25 protein-coding genes are annotated in these 22,016 nt (G+C 54.8%); 10 read left to right on the top strand and 15 right to left on the bottom strand.

Translation table 11 applies throughout. The features are described 5' to 3' along the window. Positions 1-178 precede the first annotated feature (178 nt). Positions 179-406 (top strand): 50S ribosomal protein L31, encoded by a 228-nt coding sequence (gene rpmE, locus AQ1_RS06770; RefSeq protein WP_042085673.1) that lies wholly within the window; start codon positions 179-181, stop codon positions 404-406. Between the two features lie 113 nt (positions 407-519). On the opposite strand, the gene AQ1_RS06765 is transcribed toward rpmE, so the two are convergent. Together AQ1_RS06765 and AQ1_RS06760 are read right to left on the bottom strand one after the other, a co-directional pair. Continuing rightward, on the bottom strand, positions 520-1,050 hold the full coding sequence (locus AQ1_RS06765) for a DUF1465 family protein (RefSeq protein WP_042085671.1): 531 nt from the start codon (positions 1,048-1,050) through the stop codon (positions 520-522). A gap of 118 nt (positions 1,051-1,168) precedes the next feature. Then, positions 1,169-1,366 (bottom strand): DUF1192 family protein, encoded by a 198-nt coding sequence (locus tag AQ1_RS06760; protein ID WP_150007125.1) that lies wholly within the window; start codon positions 1,364-1,366, stop codon positions 1,169-1,171. Positions 1,367-1,481: 115 nt separating this feature from the next. Here AQ1_RS06760 and AQ1_RS06755 point away from each other — a divergent pair, with 115 nt between their 5' ends. From AQ1_RS06755 to AQ1_RS06730, 6 genes are all read left to right on the top strand, one after another. After that, positions 1,482-2,468: an NAD(P)H-quinone oxidoreductase gene (locus tag AQ1_RS06755; RefSeq protein ID WP_042085666.1), complete on the top strand. Its 987-nt coding sequence runs from the start codon at positions 1,482-1,484 to the stop codon at positions 2,466-2,468. Positions 2,469-2,517: 49 nt separating this feature from the next. After that, complete coding sequence (locus tag AQ1_RS06750; protein WP_042085663.1) at positions 2,518-3,597, top strand: efflux RND transporter periplasmic adaptor subunit; 1,080 nt, start codon at positions 2,518-2,520, stop codon at positions 3,595-3,597. 8 nt (positions 3,598-3,605) lie between these two features. Further along, positions 3,606-4,307, top strand: coding sequence for an ABC transporter ATP-binding protein (locus tag AQ1_RS06745; RefSeq protein ID WP_042085802.1), 702 nt, complete (start codon positions 3,606-3,608; stop codon positions 4,305-4,307). After that, positions 4,304-5,473, top strand: a complete 1,170-nt coding sequence (locus tag AQ1_RS06740; protein ID WP_042085660.1) for an ABC transporter permease — start codon at positions 4,304-4,306, stop codon at positions 5,471-5,473. The genes AQ1_RS06745 and AQ1_RS06740 overlap by 4 nt, the downstream gene beginning before the upstream one ends. A 3-nt stretch (positions 5,474-5,476) precedes the next feature. After that, positions 5,477-6,652: an ABC transporter permease gene (locus AQ1_RS06735; protein WP_042085658.1), complete on the top strand. Its 1,176-nt coding sequence runs from the start codon at positions 5,477-5,479 to the stop codon at positions 6,650-6,652. A gap of 215 nt (positions 6,653-6,867) precedes the next feature. Beyond that, positions 6,868-7,512: a DUF1013 domain-containing protein gene (locus AQ1_RS06730; protein ID WP_081837141.1), complete on the top strand. Its 645-nt coding sequence runs from the start codon at positions 6,868-6,870 to the stop codon at positions 7,510-7,512. A gap of 181 nt (positions 7,513-7,693) precedes the next feature. On the opposite strand, the gene AQ1_RS14855 is transcribed toward AQ1_RS06730, so the two are convergent. Next, positions 7,694-7,858 carry a YdcH family protein gene (locus tag AQ1_RS14855; protein WP_081837140.1) on the bottom strand — a complete coding sequence of 55 codons (165 nt, stop codon included), beginning with the start codon at positions 7,856-7,858 and terminating at the stop codon, positions 7,694-7,696. Between the two features lie 368 nt (positions 7,859-8,226). Between AQ1_RS14855 and AQ1_RS06720 the strand changes: the two genes are divergently transcribed. Further along, entirely contained in the window at positions 8,227-8,430 is a 204-nt protein-coding gene (locus AQ1_RS06720; RefSeq protein ID WP_281302273.1) for a YdcH family protein, read from the top strand. Between the two features lie 17 nt (positions 8,431-8,447). On the opposite strand, the gene AQ1_RS06715 is transcribed toward AQ1_RS06720, so the two are convergent. Then, entirely contained in the window at positions 8,448-9,221 is a 774-nt protein-coding gene (locus AQ1_RS06715; RefSeq protein WP_042085653.1) for a GGDEF domain-containing protein, read from the bottom strand. Positions 9,222-9,376: 155 nt separating this feature from the next. Between AQ1_RS06715 and purE the strand changes: the two genes are divergently transcribed. Both purE and AQ1_RS06705 read left to right on the top strand, forming a co-directional pair. Beyond that, positions 9,377-9,871, top strand: a complete 495-nt coding sequence (gene purE / locus AQ1_RS06710) for a 5-(carboxyamino)imidazole ribonucleotide mutase (protein WP_042085652.1) — start codon at positions 9,377-9,379, stop codon at positions 9,869-9,871. 3 nt (positions 9,872-9,874) lie between these two features. Next, complete coding sequence (locus AQ1_RS06705) at positions 9,875-10,954, top strand: 5-(carboxyamino)imidazole ribonucleotide synthase (RefSeq protein WP_042085649.1); 1,080 nt, start codon at positions 9,875-9,877, stop codon at positions 10,952-10,954. A gap of 206 nt (positions 10,955-11,160) precedes the next feature. Here AQ1_RS06705 and AQ1_RS06700 read toward each other — a convergent pair whose 3' ends face one another. The 11 genes from AQ1_RS06700 to AQ1_RS06650 form a co-directional block, all read right to left on the bottom strand. Then, the gene (locus AQ1_RS06700; RefSeq protein WP_042085647.1) at positions 11,161-12,012 is read right to left on the bottom strand and encodes a prephenate dehydrogenase; all 852 of its coding nucleotides are present in this window, start codon (positions 12,010-12,012) and stop codon (positions 11,161-11,163) included. A 158-nt stretch (positions 12,013-12,170) separates the two neighbouring features. Further along, the gene (locus AQ1_RS06695) at positions 12,171-13,472 is read right to left on the bottom strand and encodes a tetratricopeptide repeat protein (protein ID WP_052371071.1); all 1,302 of its coding nucleotides are present in this window, start codon (positions 13,470-13,472) and stop codon (positions 12,171-12,173) included. 99 nt (positions 13,473-13,571) lie between these two features. Further along, positions 13,572-14,189, bottom strand: coding sequence for an energy transducer TonB (locus tag AQ1_RS06690; RefSeq protein ID WP_042085644.1), 618 nt, complete (start codon positions 14,187-14,189; stop codon positions 13,572-13,574). A gap of 1 nt (position 14,190) precedes the next feature. Then, the gene (locus AQ1_RS06685; protein WP_042085642.1) at positions 14,191-14,592 is read right to left on the bottom strand and encodes an ExbD/TolR family protein; all 402 of its coding nucleotides are present in this window, start codon (positions 14,590-14,592) and stop codon (positions 14,191-14,193) included. Positions 14,593-14,664: 72 nt separating this feature from the next. After that, entirely contained in the window at positions 14,665-15,069 is a 405-nt protein-coding gene (locus tag AQ1_RS06680; protein ID WP_042085640.1) for an ExbD/TolR family protein, read from the bottom strand. 87 nt (positions 15,070-15,156) lie between these two features. Beyond that, on the bottom strand, positions 15,157-15,684 hold the full coding sequence (locus AQ1_RS06675) for a MotA/TolQ/ExbB proton channel family protein (RefSeq protein ID WP_042085793.1): 528 nt from the start codon (positions 15,682-15,684) through the stop codon (positions 15,157-15,159). Beyond that, positions 15,668-17,101 (bottom strand): MotA/TolQ/ExbB proton channel family protein, encoded by a 1,434-nt coding sequence (locus AQ1_RS06670; RefSeq protein ID WP_042085638.1) that lies wholly within the window; start codon positions 17,099-17,101, stop codon positions 15,668-15,670. The genes AQ1_RS06675 and AQ1_RS06670 overlap by 17 nt, the downstream gene beginning before the upstream one ends. Then, entirely contained in the window at positions 17,101-17,940 is an 840-nt protein-coding gene (locus AQ1_RS06665) for a DUF3450 domain-containing protein (protein WP_161760468.1), read from the bottom strand. The genes AQ1_RS06670 and AQ1_RS06665 overlap by 1 nt, the downstream gene beginning before the upstream one ends. Positions 17,941-18,544: 604 nt before the next feature. Then, entirely contained in the window at positions 18,545-18,832 is a 288-nt protein-coding gene (locus AQ1_RS15105) for a hypothetical protein (RefSeq protein WP_161760466.1), read from the bottom strand. Between the two features lie 73 nt (positions 18,833-18,905). Next, complete coding sequence (gene pabB, locus AQ1_RS06655) at positions 18,906-21,014, bottom strand: aminodeoxychorismate synthase component I (RefSeq protein ID WP_052371069.1); 2,109 nt, start codon at positions 21,012-21,014, stop codon at positions 18,906-18,908. A gap of 50 nt (positions 21,015-21,064) precedes the next feature. Further along, positions 21,065-21,475, bottom strand: coding sequence for an MAPEG family protein (locus tag AQ1_RS06650; RefSeq protein ID WP_042085634.1), 411 nt, complete (start codon positions 21,473-21,475; stop codon positions 21,065-21,067). Positions 21,476-22,016: the final 541 nt, after the last annotated feature.

The following is a 22,016-nucleotide window of genomic DNA, read 5'->3' as shown; positions in this document are numbered from 1 at the left end:
ATCCGATCATCAGGGCTTTATTCCCTTTCCGGTTTCTGTAGATTGAGGCTATAGCAGCGCAGATGCGCGCGAACAATCTGCCTTATCGACGCTTTTGGGGTCAAATGTCGCTGCCACGGGTCTTGCAATCAGGGCTGGGGCAAGCTATAGACCGCGCTTCAGATTTTCGGAGAGGGCCATGCAAAAAGACATTCATCCTGATTACCACATGATCAAAGTGGTCATGACGGACGGTACCGAATTCATGACCCGCTCGACCTGGGGAGCCGAAGGCGATAGCCTGACGCTGGAAATCGATCCCACGTCCCATCCGGCCTGGACCGGGGGCGCGCAGCGCCTGATGGACAGGGGTGGCCAGGTTGCGCGGTTCCAAAAACGCTTCGGTGCCTTCAAGCTCAAGAAATAAGGCTTTTTTATCCGTTGCGGCTTTATGCGATCAGCAGCGGCCTAAAAAGCAAAGAACCGATCAAACTGCGCTGGTGCTTTAAGCACTGGCGCTGTTTTGCGTGGGGCTTTTCTTTAAAAGGGCAAGCTGATAACCGCAGGTGATGAGCGCCGTGGCGCAGACGGCATCGCCTGTGCGGCATGGGCTGCTTCATCCGAAAGCAGCATCTTTTGCAGGCGCAGCGCCCGGCGATAAAGGGCATCGCTCCGCCACCACAGGCCATCAAAAGGCTGGCACAATAAAAACAGCTGCATATCCGGCTGCTGATCGGGATGGGCAAGGCACAGCGCGCGATCCCCCAAGCGCCATTCCGGCGCTTTTGCCTGCTGGGCGCTGAGATCGCCCACAGCCACCGCTTTGCGCCCCATCGCCCAGGCAATCACATGGAGAATCCGGGTGGAAATGCGCATGGTTTCCACGCAATAGACCTTTTCAGCATCAAGGGACCAATCACCGGGCCCATCCTTTGACCATCCCAAAGCCCGGCGATCTGATAGGCAGGCCCGCATTTCATAAGCCAGAGCCATAGCGTCAGAATAAAGGCCATCAACCCCATGTGTGAACGGGATGACATGATCCGGTGCGGTGGCTTTGGTTTCGCGCATCCCTTGGCCTTTATCTATGCTGCGGATGGATCAGCCCGATCTGAGTATAGCAAGCTTTCGTCGATCTTCAAAATTCCTCCCGATTGATTGGCGAGGGGCTGTCCCCTTCTCAGCCATCTCAGCCTTTTCCAAACAGGGCATCGGCTGCGGCTTTGCTGGCGGCTTTGGCGGCATGAAGCTTTTTTGTGCGGTCGATTTCGGCATCAAGGCGGGCGATGCGCTCGATCAATTCGGTAAGGGAATGGCGGTCGAGATCCTCGCGCTCCAGCGCATCGAGGGGGGGCATGGCGGGTTTGGCCGGTTCATCATGAAACATGCATCTCTCCTTGGTCCTGGCCATTGAGGGGATAATGGCAGGGAATGGTCTTCACGGATTGATTAAGCCACAATGACAGGTCACACTCATCATAAATCGAACAGGGGGACAGGCGATGAAGGCCATTGAAATATCGAAATTTGGCGGGCCGGATGTGCTGCGCTTATGCCAGCGCCCCGATCCTGCGCCCGGGCCGGGCGAAGTGCTGATCAAGGTGGTGGCCGCCGGGATCAATCGCCCGGATGTGATACAAAGAGAAGGCCGCTATCCCCCACCCCCCGGCGCATCGGATATTCCCGGCCTTGAAATTTCCGGCACCATTGCGGCTTTGGGGGCCGCTGTGAAGGGCTGGGCCATTGGCGATAGGGTCTGTGCTTTGGTCACCGGCGGGGGCTATGCCGAATATTGCGCAGCACCGGTTGAAACCCTGCTCCCCGCCCCCAAAAGCCTGCCCCTTGCCCATGCCGCAGGCCTGCCGGAAACGGTGTTCACCGTCTGGTCGAATGTGTTTGAGCGCGGCGGTCTCGATCATGGGGAATGGCTTTTGGTGCATGGGGGATCATCGGGCATCGGCTCCACCGCCATCCAATTGGCGAAAGCCTTTGATGCCCATGTGATCACCACCGCCGGCAGCGATGAGAAATGCCGCTTCTGCCGCGATCTGGGGGCCGATGCGGCGATCAATTATCATGATGAGGATTTTGTGGCGGCGACCCTTGCCATCACGCATAAGCGCGGGGTGGATGTGGTGCTGGATATGGTGGGGGGGGATTATCTGCCGCGCAATCTGCAATGTCTGGCCGAGAATGGCCGCCATGTCACCATCGCTTTTTTAAAGGGCCCTGAAACCACCCTCAGCCTTGCCCCGATCATGCTGAAACGCCTCACCCTCACCGGCTCGACCCTGCGGGCCCGGCCTTTGGCTTTCAAGGCGGCCCTGGCGCAATCGGTCGAAGAACTGGTTTGGCCCCTGATCGAGGCAGGCCGCTTTCGCCCGATGATCGATAGCATCTTTCCGCTCGAAGAAGCCGCCCTTGCCCATCGGCTGATGGATAGCAGCCTGCATAAGGGAAAAATCCTTTTGCAGATTTCCGACGAATAAGAAGCATGGCCCCTGATGGGTTTGCCCAAATCCCTGACCGGAGATCGTGATGGACGACAAGAAAGCCCTGCTCGATAGCCTGTCGATCGATCGCAGCCAAAAGCAGGCACCCTCTGCCCCGGCTTCAAAGCGGGGCAGCATGGGGGCGATCCTCCTTTTGCTTTTTGTGCTGGCTTTAGGAGGGGCGGTGGCGTTTTGGGCTTTTGATTTCGCCGCAAAACCCCCTCAAACCGCGGCCCAAAGGCCATCACCAAGCTTAGCTGAAGCCGATAGCCCATCCAGCGCTTCGCCTGTTTCAGCCCCTTCGCCCCAACAGCCGAAAGCCGCAAAGGGTGATGAGATTCTCAATGCATCGGGCTATATCACGGCGCGGCGCATCGCCACCGTTTCAGCCGAAATCACCGGCCGACTCACCGATATTCTGGTGGAAGAAGGCATGTCCGTAAAAGAAGGACAATTGGTGGCCCGCCTTGATGATGCTTTGGCGCAGATCGATCTGTCTTTGGCGAAGGCACAGATGATTGCCGCCCGGGCCACTTTGGATGCCACCACGGCCAATCTTGCGGAAGCCAAGCGGGTTCTGGTGCGGGTTTCGCAATTAAGCGAGGCCATGTTTTCAAGCGAGGCCTCTTTTACGCAGGCCAAAGCAGCGGTGGAGGCCCTGACCGCAGATCTCGCCCGGGCCGAGGCCGATCTTGAAATCGCCCGCCTGCAGGCACAGCGCGCCGAAGAACGGGTGCGCGATCATCTGGTGCTGGCCCCCTTTTCCGGGGTGGTGATCGATAAAAATGCCCAGCCGGGCGAGATCATCGCCCCCGGCTCGGCGGGCGGCGGCTTTACCCGCACAGGGATCTGCACCATCGTTGATATGGATAGCCTTGAAATCGAGGTGGATGTGAATGAAAGCTTCATTGGCCTTGTCAGCCCCGGTCAGCCGGTAAAAGCCCGGCTCGATGCCTATCCCGATTGGGTGATCAAGGCTCGGGTGATCGCCATCATCCCCACCGCCAATCGGGATCGTGCCACCGTGCGGGTGCGAATCGGCCTTGGCGAGAAAGATCCGCGTATCCTGCCCGATATGGCGGTGAATGTTGCCTTTTTGAACACCGAACCGGCCTTAGAGAAATGAGCACAAGCATGACCGCAAAGCCCCTGATCAATCTGCATGCCGTGAGCAAATCCTATGAAAAAGCGGGGCATGTCATCACCATTTTCGATCAGCTTGATCTGAGCATCGCACGCGGCGATTTCGTTGCCATCATGGGGCCATCGGGTTCGGGGAAAACCACCCTGCTCAATCTTTTGGGTGGTGTGGATAGACCTGATCGCGGCGCAATCACCATCGATGAAACCCGCATCGATCAGTTGGGGGAAAGCGCCCTTTCGCGTTGGCGGGGCGCGCATATCGGCTTCATCTTTCAATTTTACAATCTGATGCCCATGCTGAATGCCGCGCGCAATGTGGAACTGCCCTTGTTGCTGACCCATCTGAAGGGCCGGGCGCGCCGGGATCATGTGATGACAGCCCTGAAAATCGTGGGGCTGGAAGATCGCGCCAAACACAGCCCAAGGGAAATGTCGGGCGGGCAACAACAAAGGGTGGCGATTGCCCGGGCCATCGTTTCCGACCCCGCTTTTTTATTATGCGATGAGCCAACCGGCGATCTGGACCGCGAAACCGCCGATGAGATTTTATCCATGCTGCAAATGCTGAACCGGGATTTCGGCAAAACCATCATCATGGTCACCCATGATCCCGAAGCCGCCCGCTATGCCCGCCGTATCCTGCATCTGGACAAGGGCCGCTTCATCGAGGCCGAGGCCATGGTGGCATCATGACCGTGGCCTTGGCATCCCTCTCCCTGATCTGGGCCAATCTCAGCCGCAGCCGCCTGCGTTTTGCCCTTACCGCCTTTGCCATTTTCATTGCCTTTTTCCTGTTTGGCATTTTGCAAAGTTTCGAGCGCGGCCTGAATGCCGGGGCCGATCTGGCCGCCGCCGATCGCCTGATCATCTCTAACAGGATCAATTTCACCCAGCCTTTGCCCATTGCCTATGTCAATCGCATCGCCGCCATCGAGGGCGTGCGCCAGGTCAGCCATCAAAGCTGGATGGGGTCTTATTATCAGGAACCGCGCAATTTCATTTTCGGCTTTGCCATCGATCCGCAAAGCTATTTGCAGATTTATGCCGATGATATCGCCCTGCCACCGGAACAAGCCGCCGCCTTCATCCAGAACAGGCGTGGGGCTTTGGTGGGTGAGGATGTCGCCAAACAATATGGCTGGCAGATTGGCGATCTGATCCCCATTTCCAGCAATATCTGGCAACGTGCCGATGGCTCCAATGTCTGGGATCTGGTGATCGAAGGGATTTATCGCGCGGGCCGGGCCAATATCGCGGCCAATACCCTTTATCTGCATTATGATTATCTGAATGAAGCCCGCACCACTGCCCGCGATTTTACCGGCACCATCAGCTTTACCACCCTCGATCCGGCGCAAAATGATGCCATTGCCCAAGCCATCGACAGCCGCTTCCAAAATTCTGCCTATGCCACCGAAACCCGCACCGAAGAAGCCTTTAACCGATCCTTCGTTGAACAGCTTGGCAATATCGGGCTGATCGTTTTATCGGTGAGCGGGGCGGCGATGTTCACCATCCTGATCATCACCGGCAATACCATGGCTTTATCCATCCGCGAGCGCACCGGGGAAATCGGCGTGATGAAGGTGCTGGGTTTTGATGCCCGCATGGTGTTCGCCCTCATTTTGGCGGAATCGCTGGCACTGGCCCTCATCGGGGGGCTTTTAGGGGTGGCGGCGGCCCAGATGATGGCCCGCTTCATCAGCACTGTGCCGGGCTTTCCCTTTCCTTTGGGATTTACATCCGGCATCTGGCTCTCGTCCTTCGGGCTGATGCTGGCTTTGGGGCTGATCACCGGCCTTTTGCCCGCTTTTGCCGCTTATCGTTTAAAACCCACCGCCGCTTTTGCCCGGGCTTGATGCATGATGTTGAAGCAAATTTTCATGATGATCTGGATCGGGCTTTTAAGCCTGCCCCAAAGATTATGGCTTAGCCTTGCCACTGTCATCACCATTGCGGTTGTGGTGGCGGTTTTACTGGCGTTTTTATCCATGTCGCAGGGCTTTCGCCAAACCCTTGGATCTTCGGGTTCTGAAGATGTGGCGATCATTTTGCGCGGCGGTTCGGGGGCGGAGCTTAATTCCGTTTTGAGCCGCGAACAGCTTGCCCTTATCGAAACCGCCCCCGGCCTTCTAAAGCGGGATGGCGCGTCTTTGGTTTCGGGCGAACTTTATGTGGTGGTGGATGGCATCAAGAAATCGAGCGGGACCAAGGCCAATCTGCCCTTGCGCGGGCTGGGGCCTCTAGGGGTGGCTATCCGCGCACCCGCCATCACGGCCGGGCGGATGTTTATCCCCGGGCGCAATGAATTGATCGTGGGCGAAGCTTTATTGCGTGAATTCAATGGCTTTGAACCGGGTTCGATGCTGCGCTTCGGGGCCACCCAATGGACCGTGGTGGGGGTCTTTTCCACCGGCGGCGTTTTTGATTCGGAAATCTGGAGCGATCTGGGCGGCGTGCAAAACCAATTCAACCGGGGCAGTTCGGTGCAATCGGTGCGGGCAAAGCTGATCAACCCGCAAGCCATCGAAAGTTTGCGCAGCTTTGCCGATCAGGATCCCCGGCTCACGGTGGATATCATCAGCGAACGCCGCTATTATGCCGAACAATCCGAGCGCACATCCGATCTCATTCTGGTACTGGGCTGGCCTTTATCCATTGCCATGTCGCTGGGGGCGCTGGCGGGCGCGCTCAATACCATTTATCTCTCGGTTTCCGCCCGCAGCCGCGACATTGCCACCGTTCGTGCCATTGGTTTTTCAGGCTTTTCCGCCTTTTGCGGCACGCTGGCAGAATCGCTTTTTCTCTCGGCTGTGGGGGGATTGCTCGGGGCTTTGGTGGCACTGGTTTTTTTCGATGGGTTGAGCGCCTCTACCTTAGGGGGCAATTTCACCCAGGTGGTTTTCAATTTCAGCCTGAGCAGCGACCTTTTCATCCAAGGCCTGTGGCTGGCCCTGCTGATTGGCCTGATCGGCGGCTTTTTCCCGGCCATCAGGGCAGCGCGCTTGCCGGTGGCTCAGGCTTTTGGCAGCCGCTAGAGGCAAAATCGGAGCCATTTGCAAAAAATCTTCGGCATTTGAGGGGAAAGCGATGCGAATCCCTTGATTGATTGCGCAAGCTGCGCCAAAGTCATTTGATACCAATCGCCTTTTGCGTCGGGTCTTCTCTTTTGTGATGAACACATGCACTTCACCTGCCGGGGAAGAGCCCTTGGCAAGAGCGGTGATGGAATATGCGTGTTTTGGAGAGGACTATGAGCCAGCCCCTGATGCCAATGGCAACTGCCGTTTGGTTAATCGATAATACATCGCTGACATTCAAGCAGATTGCCCGTTTTTGCGGCTTGCATGATCTTGAGGTGCAGGGAATCGCCGATGGAACCGTGGGTCAATCCATCGCCGGGATCGATCCCACCGCGAATGGACAATTGACCTGGGATGAAATTCGTCGCTGCCAGAATGATCCGGCGGCGGCTTTGGAACTGAGCAAAGGTGCAAAGCCGGAACAAACCCGCACCCGTGGGCCGCGCTATACGCCGGTTTCCAAACGCCAGGACAAACCCGACGCTATTTCCTGGATTTTGCGCAATCATCCCGAGCTATCAGATACCCAGATTTCGCGCCTTGTAGGCACCACAAAGCCAACAATCGGTGCCATTCGGGATCGTTCGCACTGGAATATCGCCAATATCCGGTCGCAGGATCCGGTGGCTTTGGGCCTGTGCAAACAAAGCGAACTGGATGATGCCGTGAAACGCGCCGCCATCCGCAACGCGAAAGCCGCCAATAGCCATCAGGACGGAGCCACCAAAGCGGGTGATGAGTCTGACGACGCGGCATCCGGTAATGTGGCCGAAGATCAGGCCAATAGCCCTGATGAAGCCCCATCCCAGAGCTGAGGGCCGATCCGCCGCCCTTAATGCCTTTTCGGCTTGCTGAGGGGAAAGACTTGCGCTGGCTTTCCCTCGACAAAAAGGGCGGTCGCATTCATCTGCGCCGCCCTGGTTCATTCGACCTTTGAAAGCCGTTTTAAATCTGGTCAGATTTGGCCTTATCTGTCTCCTCCTTTAAAAGGGCGGATCATTGGCCCATGAACCGCATCTTTTCTTTCAGCAAAAGTTTTTCCCGCTTCAATTTGGCAATCCGCAGGGTATCTGGCGAGGGGCGTTTGGTTTCCTGTGTGATAACACGTTCCAAAGTTGCGTGCTTATCTGCCAGAGCCTGAACATGCGCCTGTTGAGTCATGCCGGTAATCTCCTTTGCTACGGAAGTGGATTCCTATCGCAACATATTTGACCCCAAATTGTCACTTCAATTCTTCTGTCTTGATCTCCAAAATATTTATGATCGTTGCCAGCATCTGCGCATCTTTCTCAAAAGCCTCATAGCCCGTTCTTTTCACACAATGGCACCATCTTTTCCCAAAGCGAAAGCTGCTCATGATACGGTTAAATGCAAAGGAGCATCGGCCCGCCTTCATCAAGATAAAGCCTTTCATTAGCCCGCTGATCGCCGACTCAAGGGCAATGCCACGATGCTTGTGAAGCACGCGCCAAGGGCTTATGATCTTTTGCAGGATTGTTCATACGAGAGCTTGATGCATGCATGATGGGATGTCTTTGCGCGACGCGGAGCTCAAGAAGCGCCTTTTGACCCTGGAACAGGAACATCGCGATCTCGATAGTGCGATTGTCGCCCTGCAGCAATCCGGTTCTTATGATCAGCTTCAGATCATGCGATTGAAAAAACGCAAATTGCTCCTGAAGGATCAAATTCGCCATATCGAGGATCAAATCCTACCCGATATCATTGCCTGAAATTTGGGGGCTAGCTGTCAGGATTGTGCCGCAGCGCCTTCGGCCTTGGTTTTGGCTTTGTGCGCATACATATCGGCGTCGGCACGGGCCAGAAGCTGCTCCGCCTGATCATCAGCCTGAGCCATGCTCACCCCATAGCTGAGCTTCAAGTCCACCACATCATCTTGGATCATGGGCGGGTTCGCAGCCAGGGCGGCCGTCAGCCGCGCTGCCAGTTCGGCTGCCTGCTCCGCATTGCTATGGGGAAGCACGATGGCAAATTCATCACCCCCCAGCCGGGCGACGAGATCCGAGCTGCGGCAATGCTCCACCAGCATTTCGCCGATCCTCAAAAGGGCCGCATCCCCTGCCGCATGCGACAGACGATCATTAATCTGCTTCATATCATCGATATCGAAATAGGCGAGCGCCAAAGGCGTTTTATGCCGCTTGGCCAGAGCCAGAAGGCGGTTCAGCTCCCGCATGAAGGCACGACGATTAAGAGTTGGGGTCAAGCTGTCATGATCAGCCAGATCATGTAAATCCGCGATCACCCGTTCCGCCTTTAAAAGCTGTCGGCGCAGGGCTTCATTGTCTTTCAATATCCGGCTGACGGCAGCGCGAACCTCGGTGGTCAGATCCTCTTCGGGAATCCCAAATACATACAGGGCATCCGCATCCTGATCCACCCGCTCCGCCGCCTCTTCATAAGCCCTGTTTTGACGATCTTTCGCCGAGCGACGACGCGGGCTAAAGGCGTGCTGTGTATCGCTCGACACGGAATGGCTTGCATCCATGGCATCAACGCGCATGCGACCCCCCTCGCTTTCGTGCAGATTTTAACATTTTATTAATTATACGATCATGTCAAGAATGACCAGCATTCTGTTCCTTGTCGTTGCATCCCGACGGCTGATCCCTATAATACGGCCGACCATGGCCCTTATGCTCGTTAAAGGAGCGTCTTATGACTGCGGCTGAACCTTTGATCGGCATCATCATGGGAAGTCAATCGGATTGGGACACGATGCGCCATGGCGCCGATATTCTCGATCAAATGGGCATTCCTCATGAAGTGCTGATCATATCCGCGCATCGCACGCCCGAACGCCTTTATGACTATGCCAAAACAGCCAAATCCCGTGGGCTGAAGCTGATCATCGCCGGAGCCGGGGGAGCCGCCCATCTCCCGGGGATGGCCGCAGCCCTCACTCCGCTTCCTGTTTTGGGGGTGCCGGTTGAAAGCAAATCCTTGAAGGGCATGGATAGCCTCCTCTCTATCGTGCAGATGCCTGCGGGCGTTCCGGTGGGGACGCTTGCTATTGGCAAAGCCGGGGCCAAAAACGCCGCCCTGCTCGCGGCATCGGTAATCGCCCTTCTCGATAGCACTGTGGCGGCCAGGCTTGATGCCTTTCGCGAGAACCAAACACAATCTGTCGGCACAACACCCATAAAGGATTGATAGATGGCCGATATCCTTCCACCGGGGGCCCGGATCGGGATTTTGGGCGGCGGCCAGCTTGGGCTGATGCTTTCCCTGGCAGCCGCCCGGCTTGGCTATCGCACGGCCATTTTTTGCCCTGATCCGGAAAGTCCGGCATTTCGCGCTTGCGATCGTTTCTGGCAGGCATCTTATCAGGATCGCTCAGCCCTCGCCGAATTTGCCGATGCTGTTGATCTGATCAGCTTCGAATTTGAGAATGTTCCCGCACCCTCTCTTGATTTTCTCTCGGCACGGCAGCCTATTCAACCCGGGATCAAGGCTTTGGCCACCAGCCAGGATCGGATGCTGGAAAAAGATTTCCTGTCCCTGCTCGATATTCCCGTGGCCCCTTATCATGATGTGGCAACTGCGGCTGCTTTGGCCGATGCGGCGCAAGCGCTGGGCTATCCGGTCATCGCCAAAACCAGGCGGCTGGGCTATGATGGCAAAGGTCAGGTCCGCCTCTATGGCCCGGATTGCATTGAGGCCGGTTGGACGGCTTTAGGCTCTGATCTGGTGATCGTTGAAAAGCTCATCCCTTTTGATCGTGAAATCTCGATCATTCTGGCCCGCGCGCGGGATGGCTCTATGCGCCATTACCCACCCATTGAAAACCGCCATGCATCTGGAATTTTGCGCTCCAGCCATCTGCCTGCACAAATTGATGAAAACTGTTTCGAGCAAGCCATCAGCTATGCCCATGCGATCGCCACGGCTCTCGATTATGTGGGGATTTTAACGGTCGAGATGTTTGTGATTGATGATCGGCATGAGGTCATCGTCAATGAAATTGCCCCCCGTGTTCATAATAGCGGCCATTGGACCATTGATGGCGCGGTGACCAGCCAATTCGAGCAACATATCCGGGCGATTTGCGGCCTCCCTCTTGGGGCAAGCGATGCTTTGGGGCGGGTGCGTATGGAAAATCTGATCGGCGATGATATCAGCCATTGGCAAAAAATTCTGAGCGATCCTTATGCGCATCTCCATCATTATGGCAAGGCTGCTGCCAAGCCGGGCCGCAAAATGGGCCATGTAACCTGGGTTGAGCCTGAAGATTGAGAAGGCATTCAAAAGACTTTTCTCATTCCGAGCTTGCCCCCCACATCCGTCACCCCGGGCGGAGACCCGGGGTGACGCTGGAGAATTTGATAAGGTTCCTCCCTCTCGTCATCCCGGGCGGAGACCCGGGATGACGAAAGAGGGATATGCCCTGCGTGATGAAACCGTTTGTGGGACGCTGCCAAAGAAATCATGCCACCGCCGCTTCAATCCCGGATTTTGAGGTCTCGAGCTTTGGCGATAAGGGCAGTGAGTTTCGCTTCATCGCTCGCATGCATGGCATCGAGAATATTATCCATCCGCCCGATCAAGGCCCGGATCATCTCTTCAAGGCGTTCGCCATTTGTGAGAAAAATATCACGCCACATCACCGGATCGGCGGCGGCCACACGCGTCATATCATCATAGCTGCCGCCACTGAAATTGCGCATATCAACACCAAGGTCTTCGCCGATTTTCGCGCTTTCCAGCATCGCCGCAAAGGCAATGATGTGTGGCAGATGGGAATTGAAGGCAAGAACACGATCATGACTGGCTGCATCGAGCCGCAAAACATGGGCAATCGGCAGACCTTCCAAGAGCTTTGTCAGACGATCAAGGGCTTCAGGATTGCAGTTTTCATCTGGGGTGAGAACCCAATTCCGATCCTTGAAAATAAGCGGATCTGCATCATTGGGGCCTGATCGTTCGCGTCCGGCCACCGGATGCCCTGGAATAAAATGGCAATTGCCTGGCACATGGGGGGCAATATCACGGATGACCTGCTCCTTCACCGAGCCCAGATCAGTGAGGGTCATACCCGGCTTCAAAAAGGGGCCGATCTGCTGCGCAATTGCCCCCATGGTTCGGACCGGGGTGGCGAGAAAAAGAATATCGCTCAAGCCTGCGATTCTGGTTAGATCATCGCCTATCACGGAATCAGGGAACAACTGCCGGGCGACTGCACGATGCCCGGCATCGCGATCGGCGATCACAAATGTCAGCGTGGGATCAGCCTCACGTAAGGCCAAGGCCAAGGATGCCCCCATCAAGCCAAATCCGATGATGCCAATCTTCATAGAACCAGTTCCATTTTTTGCGATCAGCAGGATCATTCATCACATGCGACCATCCGTAAAAAGCCGCCCGATGCAGATCTGCATGGACGGCCTTTCTAATTGAGCCTTAGCGCATTTGCCAAATCTATAGTGTGGGCAAGGTTAAATGATCGCGAAGATCATTGGCCCCCGCCGCCATAATATTCGGTCAATTGCGCGCGGCGCTGCTGTTCTTTGTTGGTATAATCCACCCACTGTTTGGCAGCTTTTTCCGTTTCATCGAATTTAGCCGCAGCACGAAAGGCTTTTTTGGCGTCATCCAATTTATCTGTATTGAAATTGGCCATACCGATCAAAAGATGGGCATAACCGGGCTCATCCAGATCATCGGAATCAACCGCTTTTTGCAATGGCGGAAGGGCTTCTTTCCAGCGTTCCTGCTCAGCAAAAACCTGGCCCAAGCGCATCCAGATTTCGCCATCATCACCATCTTTGGCAGCCAAACGCAGAGGTTCTTCAGCTTTCCGCATTTCCTGTGCATTGAGATAGGCCTGGCCCAGAAGTTCGTAATTCTCGGCGTTCTTTTCGATGATGCCGTCTTTCATACCTTTTTCAATGACCCAAGCCGACTTGATCGGGACACTGTGATAAAGATAAAGCTGCGCCATATTGATTAATTGGCTTTCTTTATCCAAATAACCTTGGCGATAGGCCACTTCCATGGTCGCAAACTGCTTCTTCTCTTGTCCAAGCTCGGAATAAACCGCTGCCAGCTGGCGCCAATATTCAGGTTTTTCAAAATTGACGGTCAGAAATTCCAAGACTTCAGCGACCTTTTCATATTGGGCAAGCTCAAAATAGGCCAAGCGCAACAGAAGATACCAATTTTCCTTGGGCTCGTCCCCACGGGCCCGACCCAGTTCGATTGCTTTGGTGATATTGGGTACGATATTTTTGAAATCTTCGAGCCCATAATAGGCCTGAGCAAGAAAATAATAGGGAGAGGGACCAGGATTGGTTTGGGTCGCCATCCATTTCTTCATATATTCGATGGATTTCTTATATTGTTCATCCACCAGATAAAGCTGTGCCAAGGCATTGAGGCTGGCAATCTGAAGGCTTTCGGGGATGCGCTCAAGCTTCAGGATCTTTTCATATTCAACAATAGCCTGCTTGTAATTCTCTTCTTCGATATAAACCGAACTGGCGAGAATCTGATAAACGATGGCCGTTTCATAATCATTGATCTTATCTTCGAGAAGGTCATTGAGATCTTCGACCGCCTCAGCCTTCTCGCCTTTTTCAAGTTTTTCCTGCGCCTTGGCGATCTTCTCGTAGATATTGGCGCGCAGGCTATCCACCTTTTTGCTATTGCGCTCAGGCTTTTCATCTTCTTGGGCTTGCGCCATCGGGGCGGAATAAAGCCCAAAGCCAGCAGGCACGGTCACAGCCATCAAACCCAGCGCTGTTAACAGTGGCAATCCAAAGAGTCTTTGTTTCATCATCATCTCATGACCCTCCCAAAGGTCGATTTCGGGGATATGTGCGGTCGCCCCTACAATCGGGACAACCGATACAGTTTATCGACGGCCACCATCTTCAAGATTGAAGCTGAAGAGATATTGCACACCCTCCACAGCGATGGGTTCACCATTGACGACCTTGGGCTTGTATTTGAATTTATAGGCCGCCTGTTCAGCGGCACGTTCGAAATAGCCTTTCGGATCGGCTTCAACGATCAGGACATTTTCCACGGTTCCTTGCGGTGTCACCGTCAGTTCCACAATCACATAGCCCTCAATGCCACGTTCTGCCGCGCGGCGAGGATATTGCGGCTGAATACGCACCAATGGCAGATAATCGCCATCTGTGGGGGCCCCCAAAGCAACGCCGCCGGTATCAAGGCCAGCATTCAGATTGAGCTGGCCAAAATTCAAGCCCTGGCTCGCATTATTCGCCGATGCATTGGGGATATCCAGATCGGGCGGTGGGGCTTCGGGCGGAACAGGCTTTTCAACCTTGCGGTCTTCCTGCTTGGCTTCCTGCTGACGATCCACCCGCACCACATCAACAAAGCGAACACTTTCGATATCGCTCAGTTCAACGCGATCACTGACCACCAATGCCTGCATGATATAAAAAAGGGCAAAGGTAACAGCCGTGCCGATCATTAAAGCCGTAACATAACGCGCTAACATGCTAGTTCTCCTCGGTGGATACGGCAACGCCCGGAACGCCGGCATCATTGACCGCCTCGGTCACGGCAATCATCAAGCCTGCCTTGGATCGGGCATCCGCCTGAATGACGATGGTTCCTTGCGGATTTTCAGCATGCAGTTTCTCAATATTTGTCTGCAAGGACTTCAAATCAACCTTTTTACGATTCATCCAGATTTCATCCGACTCCGTAATGGCGATCAGAATGCTGGCGCGGTCTTTTTTCTCAGCCGTTACGGCTGGCGGCTTCGTCACATCGACACCGGCTTCCTTAATGAAGGTGGCGGTAACGATGAAGAAGATCAGCATGATGAACACGATGTCGAGCATCGGTGTCATGTTGATTTCATTTTCTTCTGCTTGCTTTTGAGCGTGATCTCTCATGATGTACCCTGCCTGTGCCCCATTGATGGATAGAGGGGGCGCCCGCCATGATCGGCAAACGCCCCTTTAGGGTTACTGTTTTGCTTCCGCGATCGAAACATTATAGACGCCAGCCTGTCTTGCCTGGTCATAAATCTCAACCACGATACCGGAAAATGCGTCTGGTGCAGGCTGAATCACCACCACACCTTCGGGATTTTCAGCGTGCATGCGTTCGACATTGGCGCGCACGGATGCAATATCAACGGGCCGCATATTAACGAAGATCCTGTTCGAGCTATCCACCTGGATCAGGATATTTTTCTTGTCGTCATCTTTCTGCTCCTGTTCGTTAGGCGGCGGCTTGTTAACATCAAGGCCGGATTCCTTCACGAATGATGCAGTCACGATGAAGAAGATCAGCATGATGAACACGATGTCGAGCATCGGTGTCATGTTGATCTCTGCTTCCTCTTCGGATTTTGAAAACTTGCGCATCGATTCTCTCGGTTACTGAGTGTGACTTCAGGTTATCCCGCTGCGCCGGTAAGCGCAGCGGTCAAATTCTCCAAGCCTTCTCGTTCCTCAATGATCCATCGTCAGTGTGTCTTCAAGTCGCTCAGCCTGACTTTTGGCCTTGCGCTCGATCCATGTGCTCATAAACACGCCTGACAAGGCTGCGACCATCCCGGCCATGGTGGGGATGGTGGCTTTCGACACACCATCCGCCATCGCGCGGGCATTGCCGCTGCCCAGAACCGCCATCACATCGAAAACACTGACCATCCCGGTCACGGTTCCAAGCAGCCCAACGAGGGGGCAGGTTGCAACCAGGGTCTTGATCAGGTCGATATTCGTATTGAGGTTCTGGGACACCTCAGAGATCATCGCCGTCCGCACTTTATGAGCATACCACGAACGCCGTTCGTCGCGCGACTCCCATGCGGACAGAGCCTGTTTCACATCCAGCTTAGCATTAACGGTGAAGTACCAGATGCGTTCGATGATCAAGATCCACATGATGAAGGTGACGGCGAGGACGCCATAGAGCACAACGCCGCCCTTCTCCATGAAGATCTGAATAGCTGTCAATGCGTCAAGAAGAGACTGCACGACCATGCTCCTTTTCCGCGTGAACAGCGATGATCCCGGCACTTTGTTCTTCAAGAACGTGGATGACCTTCTTGCTCATGCCAGCAACGAAGCTGTGCATCAGCAAGGTCGGGATGGCCACCACAAGGCCGATAACCGTTGTCACGAGGGCTTGGGAAATCCCGTTGGCCATCAGCTTGGGATCACCGGTACCAAACAGGGTGATCGCCTGGAAGGTCGCGATCATCCCGGTCACGGTCCCGAGCAGACCAAGCAGCGGAGCCACGGCAGAGATCAGCTTGATCACCGTGAGGCCACGCTCCAGCGCAGGGGTTTCGCGCAGGATGGCTTCATCGAGTTTCAGTTCCAGCGTTTCCACATCAACGCCTTTATTCTCTCGATAAACAGAGAGAACACGGCCCAGTGGGTTGCTGGCTTTGGGATCACCCGGGTTCTTGCTTTGGCCACGGACCTTGGCTGTGGTGATCGACAAGGTGATGGCCTTGATGATCGCGATCAGAACCCCGATGGCCCCGAGGGCAAGGGTCACATAACCAACAGCACCGCCCTGATCGATCCGCTCTTGCAAAGTGGGCGATTGGATCAGCAGGCTGAGAAGCTGGCCGCGCGTGGGGTCAACCCCGAACGCAACAGTTTCACCCGGCTCGGCATTCACAAGCGCGGAGGCAGAGCCCGTAAAGCGGGCGGAAGGTTGACGGCCCAATTCGACCACATTGCCGCTTTCAGCAAGATAATCATAATATTTGCCATCGGAAACGAGATTGAAATTCCCGACCCGGACCAGAGGAACGGTTTGTTTCTCGCCCGTGCTGGCAACAACCGTATGATCGAATTTAGTGACTTCACCCGATGCCACCATTTCAAGCATCATCTGCTGCCACAAAACTTCGATTTCGGCAATCGACGGCAAAGTGGAAGACCGCGACGCTTTTTCGATCAGCTTGTTGATGCCATCAACACGCTCGGCCTTGCCATATTCCACCGTGACCAGTGAACCTTCGATAACCCCGCGCATATCGCCGGCTACCTGCTGCAGCACGCCGAACATTTCTTTCAATTCGCCCAGCCGCTCTTGCAAAGTGGCATCGAGTTCGCGAATGCGCTGTTCATTGTTCTGGATGGTCCGCTCAAGATTCTCAGCGGTTTTTTCTTCGGCACCCCGTTCCTGACGCGCTTCCGTAAGCATCCGATCCTGCTGATCACGGCGTGCGCGGAATTCCGCTTCCCGTTCGCGATGCTCAGACGTTTCGGTTACCCGTCCGCGACGCACCTGCTCAAGCAAGGCATCAAGGTCAGCCGGACGCATCTGAGATTGCGGTGCAGGCGGTTCGGTTTGTTCGGCGCTATCCTGTGCAAACGCAACGGAGGCCACACTGCTCATCACCAGGGCAATGGCTGTTGTGAAAAATTTGTTCATTATTTTGCCTCCTTCGACTGTTCAGGACCGGAAACCGGCAGGAGGTACATTTGCGGTGCTGCCTGCTTTTTCGCAAAGCGCATGGCAGCATCGATGGAACCACTATATTCCGCGCCTAAGGCTTCCCAGCTTTTGCTATCCTGATTCCAGCGACCCTGGAACTGTCCATCAAGGGTTTGATAGGCCAGCACCACGCGACCAATGCGCAGAAAATCGACCTGGCGTTCCTGACCATCGATTTCGAGGGAACCGCGATAGGATTCGATGGTCCGACCGAATTCATTTTCGATCTGATAGGCTTCCAGCACGAGGCGGAATTTTTCAGAGGGCGAAATATTCGACATATCCATGAATTCGCGCAGATTTTCGATCCGCATGGTCCGCTGCTCTTTAAGGAACGGCACATCGAGAGCGACAAACTCCCCAAGACGATCGATCATCCGCAGCATCAAAGGCGTGATTTCCCGACGAATCGAGACCACTTCATCAATGGACTGCTGCAATTCGGAAATCTGGCTTTCTTGGTCGCTGACAACCCGGCGTTGCTGGGCATTATAGGCTTTCAGGCTTTCAATTTCGCGCAAAACGGCCTGGAAATCACGCAGCAGCCGCTGGGTTTCAGAGGCGGTGTCGTCAATCCGCTCTTGCGATGCCTGAGCCAATGTGTTGATTTCATTGGCTTCCTTAAAGATCTGCTCGAGATCCTGACCGGTTTGAACTTCAACCGGCGGAGGCGGTGCTTGTGGCGCTGTGCTTTGAGCCTGGGCGACACCCGCGCCGCAGACGAAGGCGACGGCGACCGCCGTCGAGCAAGCGAGCTTTCTCAATCGTGGTTGCATTTTTCTTCCCATAGGACTTGCCACTCTACCGCAGCCCCTGCTGCGGCTCGATTCGGGCAGATTGTGTTCGCTGTGCATCATTGTCTGACCACGGCTCCATCTTGCCCGAATTCATGACCATGTTGAGATATGCAGGAAAGAGCGCCGCCAGATCTGATGCATCTGGCAAACGAATTAAACGGCTGAACTTGCGGGCTAATTTGGCCACACACGATGACACCATCTCTCCTGCGTTGATCCATCCCGTGCCGAAGCCGGGACAAGATTTTCTATAACCTAATGATCCAAATCCGTGCGCAGAGAGAACACTCAAGAGCGCGGACCGTGATCCTTAGCAGTACAGACATAGCGAAAATATGCAGCCAAATCTATAATGGCTTTTAGAACGCTGATGCCCGATTTCAGCTCAATGTGCCAAAACCGCGCCACATAATCCAAGAATTTCGCTCGATTCCAAGCAAAAAGTTTCCAAATTATGTCTTGCTAGATGCCAAGAATTTCCTTAGCGCCCGCGATTCGCTTGTGCGTTCATGATCAGATGAAGGAATGATCCGGGCCACAAACATGGCCAGAAGATGTTGTTTTAAAATGTTTATTATTTATTTCAACGGGCCACGGGCTTGCGCTCGGCTTGCTTACGCAAAGCTTCCAAAACACCATCCCAATGATTTTCACAGCAGGTTTTTTCTGCCGCTTCATATCCCAAATGGCGGAGCAATTCGGTGGCTAAGGCATCAGCATATTGCATCGTCACATGTTTGTGTTGGGTTGCCATGGTCCGCTTTCCATTCGATAGAGGCTCCGGATGTTCACGTATCAAGCGACGACGTGGCTTTCCATGATGCCTTTTCAACTGCCCTTTGCAGCCTTCAACATCCAAGAATACACGCATCGCGTAAAGTGACCGTTAACAATCGCTCCATCTGCATTCATTCTCATCAAGATCAGATAGAATTATGGTTTGATTATGAACGCTTCTTGTCGGAAGCATGGCCACTGCCCGGTTGAAAAAATGGGCCCATACACCGACCAAGACCGCGCACGGCATTGCCGATATAAACAGCATCGGCATGGATCAGATCATCAAGATCGAGGCGGGCTTCCTGTGCTTGCCCCATGGCTAGCAATTCGGCGCGCAAAACCCCCGGCAAAGGACCTTCATCCAAAGCGGGCGTGAGCAGAAATTGGCCCCGCCTGATAAACAGATTACTGCGCAACCCTTCACATAAATGCCCATGTTCATTACAGAAAATGATCTCGTCTTCATCTGATGCAAGCCTCGATGACAATGGCTTTCCTGCCGCATCATGAACGGCATAGCGTTGGCGCAAAGTGGTTTTGTGCCGCCCCAAAAGATCCTGACTGTGCAAAGGCCGGGGGGCCAGATGCAGCCGGATCGGGCTTTGCCAGGGCCGGAAGGGCGCGACCATAACACTGACCGCACCCGAGCGCCCGAGCAGCAGACGCACAAGGCGCTTGCCTGAAGCATCCTCCATCCTGGCATCAGATCGGCCATCAAAATCTTGTGCAAGAGCCTGATCACATGTTCGTAAGATCACATCTTCGTCATAAGGAATGGCAAAATACTGCGCCGAAGCGCGCAATCGGGCGAGATGCCGGGGCAGGCGCGGAAATCCAACACCGGATTGCCAGAGCATGGTTTCAATGAGGGCAAAATCGGCTTGCGCCCATGGGGCATCATCAATACTGGCATCGGGGCTGCTGGCGTCAGGGCTGGCATCGGGGCTGGCATCACCGTTCTTATTGGAACGGCCGCAATCCTCTCCTAATAGCTTTGGCCCCAAAAACTGCCCCTTGAGCAGGCATTCCTCATATTCGGCGCGCCATTGGCTATCAGCCACGATCCCGCTCCCCAGCCCTAAGCGAAACATCCGGCGCGGGGTGGTTGGTTCGGGGCTATTTGGGGCTGGCGCGATCTGCTCCACCAATGTTCTGATCGCTACATTAAAGCACAGATCCCCATCCGGGGCAGCCCAGCCAATGGCCCCCGTATAAATCCCGCGCGGTTGATTTTCGAGGGCGGCAATCCATTCCATCGCCCTGATTTTCGGGGCCCCGGTGATCGATCCACAGGGCATCATGGCCTCGATCAAGGCAGCAAAGCCCAGATCGGGCCGTGGCTGCGCCCTGATCCTTGAAATCATCTGGAGCACGGTGGGATAGTGTTCGATTTCAAAAAGGCCCGGCACCTCGACACTGCCGGGGGCGGCAATGCGGCTTAGATCATTGCGCAACAGATCAACGATCATCAGATTTTCCGCGCGCGATTTTTCATCATCCCGCAAAAAAGCGGCCCGGCGGCGGTCGTCCTCCAGATCAAGGCCCCGCGCCAATGTTCCCTTCATCGGGCGGGTCTCCAGCATGCCCTTGTGACGCCTCACAAAAAGCTCGGGCGAGCGCGAGAGAATCTGCCGCTTACCATCATGAACATAAGCGCCATAGGCCACGGGCTGGGCCTTGCGCAGCTGCTGATAAAGGCTGAGCGGGTCCCCTTCAAGCTCCAGATCCAGCCTCATGCTGTAATTGATCTGGTAAAGTTCGCCCGCATCAAGTCCCGTGCGAATGCGGGCAAAGGCCACTTCATAATCCTTTATCGTCTCAGACAATCGAGGATGGGATAAAACAGCGCGCCTGATCGTGCCGGAATGAGCCTGAGCAAAAAGATCATCCAGATCTGGGGGCGAAAGATCAAGGGGGGCGGGAAACACCCCCAGCCAGATCAGCGGTTCCTGAGGATCAAAGCGCTGGGCTTTGCGGATTTTCGGCTCAAAAGCGGCCGCTGCCTCATAAGCGATCCAGCCCGCCAGCCAATGGCCTGCGGCCAGCGCCGCCTCGGCCTGTTCGAGAACCGGCCAAACCGCATCCACATCCCGGGCACATAAAAAGGCAATGGGCTGGCTGAAAAGCCGCGCCCCCATGGCCCGGCTGTCGATCGTCTGATCCTCTCCACCCGTCGCGGGCGCGCCTTCATCCAGTGCGCGATCAAACAGGGCAAAGGGCGGCTGGCGCAACAGCATGATATCCGGCTCCTCATGGCTTTTAGCCGCAAGCACGGCCCAATCTTAGCCAAAAACTGGAAAGCATGCGGTTTAGCGGCAAATGATCAGCCCATCAACAGCGCCGTATAAAGCCCGCCCAGGGCCGCGACGATCAATGTCAGCAGGGTGATGATGGTGCCCCACATGCGGCCAAAGCTTGCCCCCGCCGAGCGGGAAAAGCCCCAGGCATGAAGAATACGGCCCAGAACCAGCGCAATCGCCACCCCCATGACCAGAAATGTGGGGGCGCGTGCGGCTTCCAATGCCCCCAGAATCACGAGACCCAAAGGCGCATATTCAGAGAAATTGGCAACCACGCGCATCCGGTGATTTAACTGCGCTTCGATCTCGGGCGAAGCGCCACCCGATTGATCCGCCTTGATTTTAAGCAAACGCGCCTGAATATTTCTGACAATCAGAATCAGAAATAAACTAACCAGTAAAGACGCCGCCAAGAGGGTGATCGGCAAAGACATAAGAATATTTCCTGACAAGATGTGATGCTTGCAGCAATCCGAAGGCGCAGCATTTCAGCTCTGCCCGGAAAAGAAAAGCTTCATGAAAAGGGAGGGGGCGCGGATGGAAAACCATCCAAGGGGCCGAGCCTTTCCCTCGCTCAGGAGCTAGAGCGATTTCGAGCGGAGTGGGATCACGACGCGGCAAGGTTTTCGCGTTCAAACAGATATTTAGAGCATTTGATCCGATCCACTTTGATCGGAAAAGGCTCTAAGGGGGACTTTCGTTTAAACGAGACTGTGAAACTTTTTCGTTTAAAAAGGGTTGTTCTGCCCGAAACGATGAACTTTAATTCATCCGGTTGCGGGCGCGCATCGTGCTCTGCAATCGGCGCGATGATAGGAAGATCAGCAGATCAAAGTGCCATATTTTGCCACGATGGGTAACAGTGCAGATCACGGCTTGTAAGAATGAGAGCCGAACAGGATGGATCAGAAACGGGACCTCAATCATGAAAGATTTTAGGCCGTAAACTCATAAACGGGATTCCCAAAGCGTTGC

The sequence above is a fragment of the Iodidimonas nitroreducens genome (assembly GCA_000710935.1).
GTDB lineage: Bacteria > Pseudomonadota > Alphaproteobacteria > Sphingomonadales > Rhodothalassiaceae > Iodidimonas > Iodidimonas nitroreducens.
The sequence above is the reverse complement of the archived record's forward strand: the minus strand, read 5'-3'. Positions and strand labels throughout refer to the sequence as shown.

Bases quoted from the DNA above. Each gene is read 5' to 3' on its own strand.
- rpmE (WP_042085673.1), top strand. From the start codon at position 179: ATGCAAAAAGACATTCATCCTGATTACCACATGATCAAAGTGGTCATG.
- AQ1_RS06765 (WP_042085671.1), bottom strand. From the start codon at position 1,050: ATGCGCGAAACCAAAGCCACCGCACCGGATCATGTCATCCCGTTCACA.
- AQ1_RS06760 (WP_150007125.1), bottom strand. From the start codon at position 1,366: ATGTTTCATGATGAACCGGCCAAACCCGCCATGCCCCCCCTCGATGCG.
- AQ1_RS06755 (WP_042085666.1), top strand. From the start codon at position 1,482: ATGAAGGCCATTGAAATATCGAAATTTGGCGGGCCGGATGTGCTGCGC.
- AQ1_RS06750 (WP_042085663.1), top strand. From the start codon at position 2,518: ATGGACGACAAGAAAGCCCTGCTCGATAGCCTGTCGATCGATCGCAGC.
- AQ1_RS06745 (WP_042085802.1), top strand. From the start codon at position 3,606: ATGACCGCAAAGCCCCTGATCAATCTGCATGCCGTGAGCAAATCCTAT.
- AQ1_RS06740 (WP_042085660.1), top strand. From the start codon at position 4,304: ATGACCGTGGCCTTGGCATCCCTCTCCCTGATCTGGGCCAATCTCAGC.
- AQ1_RS06735 (WP_042085658.1), top strand. From the start codon at position 5,477: ATGATGTTGAAGCAAATTTTCATGATGATCTGGATCGGGCTTTTAAGC.
- AQ1_RS06730 (WP_081837141.1), top strand. From the start codon at position 6,868: ATGAGCCAGCCCCTGATGCCAATGGCAACTGCCGTTTGGTTAATCGAT.
- AQ1_RS14855 (WP_081837140.1), bottom strand. From the start codon at position 7,858: ATGACTCAACAGGCGCATGTTCAGGCTCTGGCAGATAAGCACGCAACT.
- AQ1_RS06720 (WP_281302273.1), top strand. From the start codon at position 8,227: ATGTCTTTGCGCGACGCGGAGCTCAAGAAGCGCCTTTTGACCCTGGAA.
- AQ1_RS06715 (WP_042085653.1), bottom strand. From the start codon at position 9,221: ATGCGCGTTGATGCCATGGATGCAAGCCATTCCGTGTCGAGCGATACA.
- purE (WP_042085652.1), top strand. From the start codon at position 9,377: ATGACTGCGGCTGAACCTTTGATCGGCATCATCATGGGAAGTCAATCG.
- AQ1_RS06705 (WP_042085649.1), top strand. From the start codon at position 9,875: ATGGCCGATATCCTTCCACCGGGGGCCCGGATCGGGATTTTGGGCGGC.
- AQ1_RS06700 (WP_042085647.1), bottom strand. From the start codon at position 12,012: ATGAAGATTGGCATCATCGGATTTGGCTTGATGGGGGCATCCTTGGCC.
- AQ1_RS06690 (WP_042085644.1), bottom strand. From the start codon at position 14,189: ATGTTAGCGCGTTATGTTACGGCTTTAATGATCGGCACGGCTGTTACC.
- AQ1_RS06685 (WP_042085642.1), bottom strand. From the start codon at position 14,592: ATGAGAGATCACGCTCAAAAGCAAGCAGAAGAAAATGAAATCAACATG.
- AQ1_RS06680 (WP_042085640.1), bottom strand. From the start codon at position 15,069: ATGCGCAAGTTTTCAAAATCCGAAGAGGAAGCAGAGATCAACATGACA.
- AQ1_RS06670 (WP_042085638.1), bottom strand. From the start codon at position 17,101: ATGAACAAATTTTTCACAACAGCCATTGCCCTGGTGATGAGCAGTGTG.
- AQ1_RS06665 (WP_161760468.1), bottom strand. From the start codon at position 17,940: ATGCAACCACGATTGAGAAAGCTCGCTTGCTCGACGGCGGTCGCCGTC.
- AQ1_RS15105 (WP_161760466.1), bottom strand. From the start codon at position 18,832: ATGCGTGTATTCTTGGATGTTGAAGGCTGCAAAGGGCAGTTGAAAAGG.
- AQ1_RS06650 (WP_042085634.1), bottom strand. From the start codon at position 21,475: ATGTCTTTGCCGATCACCCTCTTGGCGGCGTCTTTACTGGTTAGTTTA.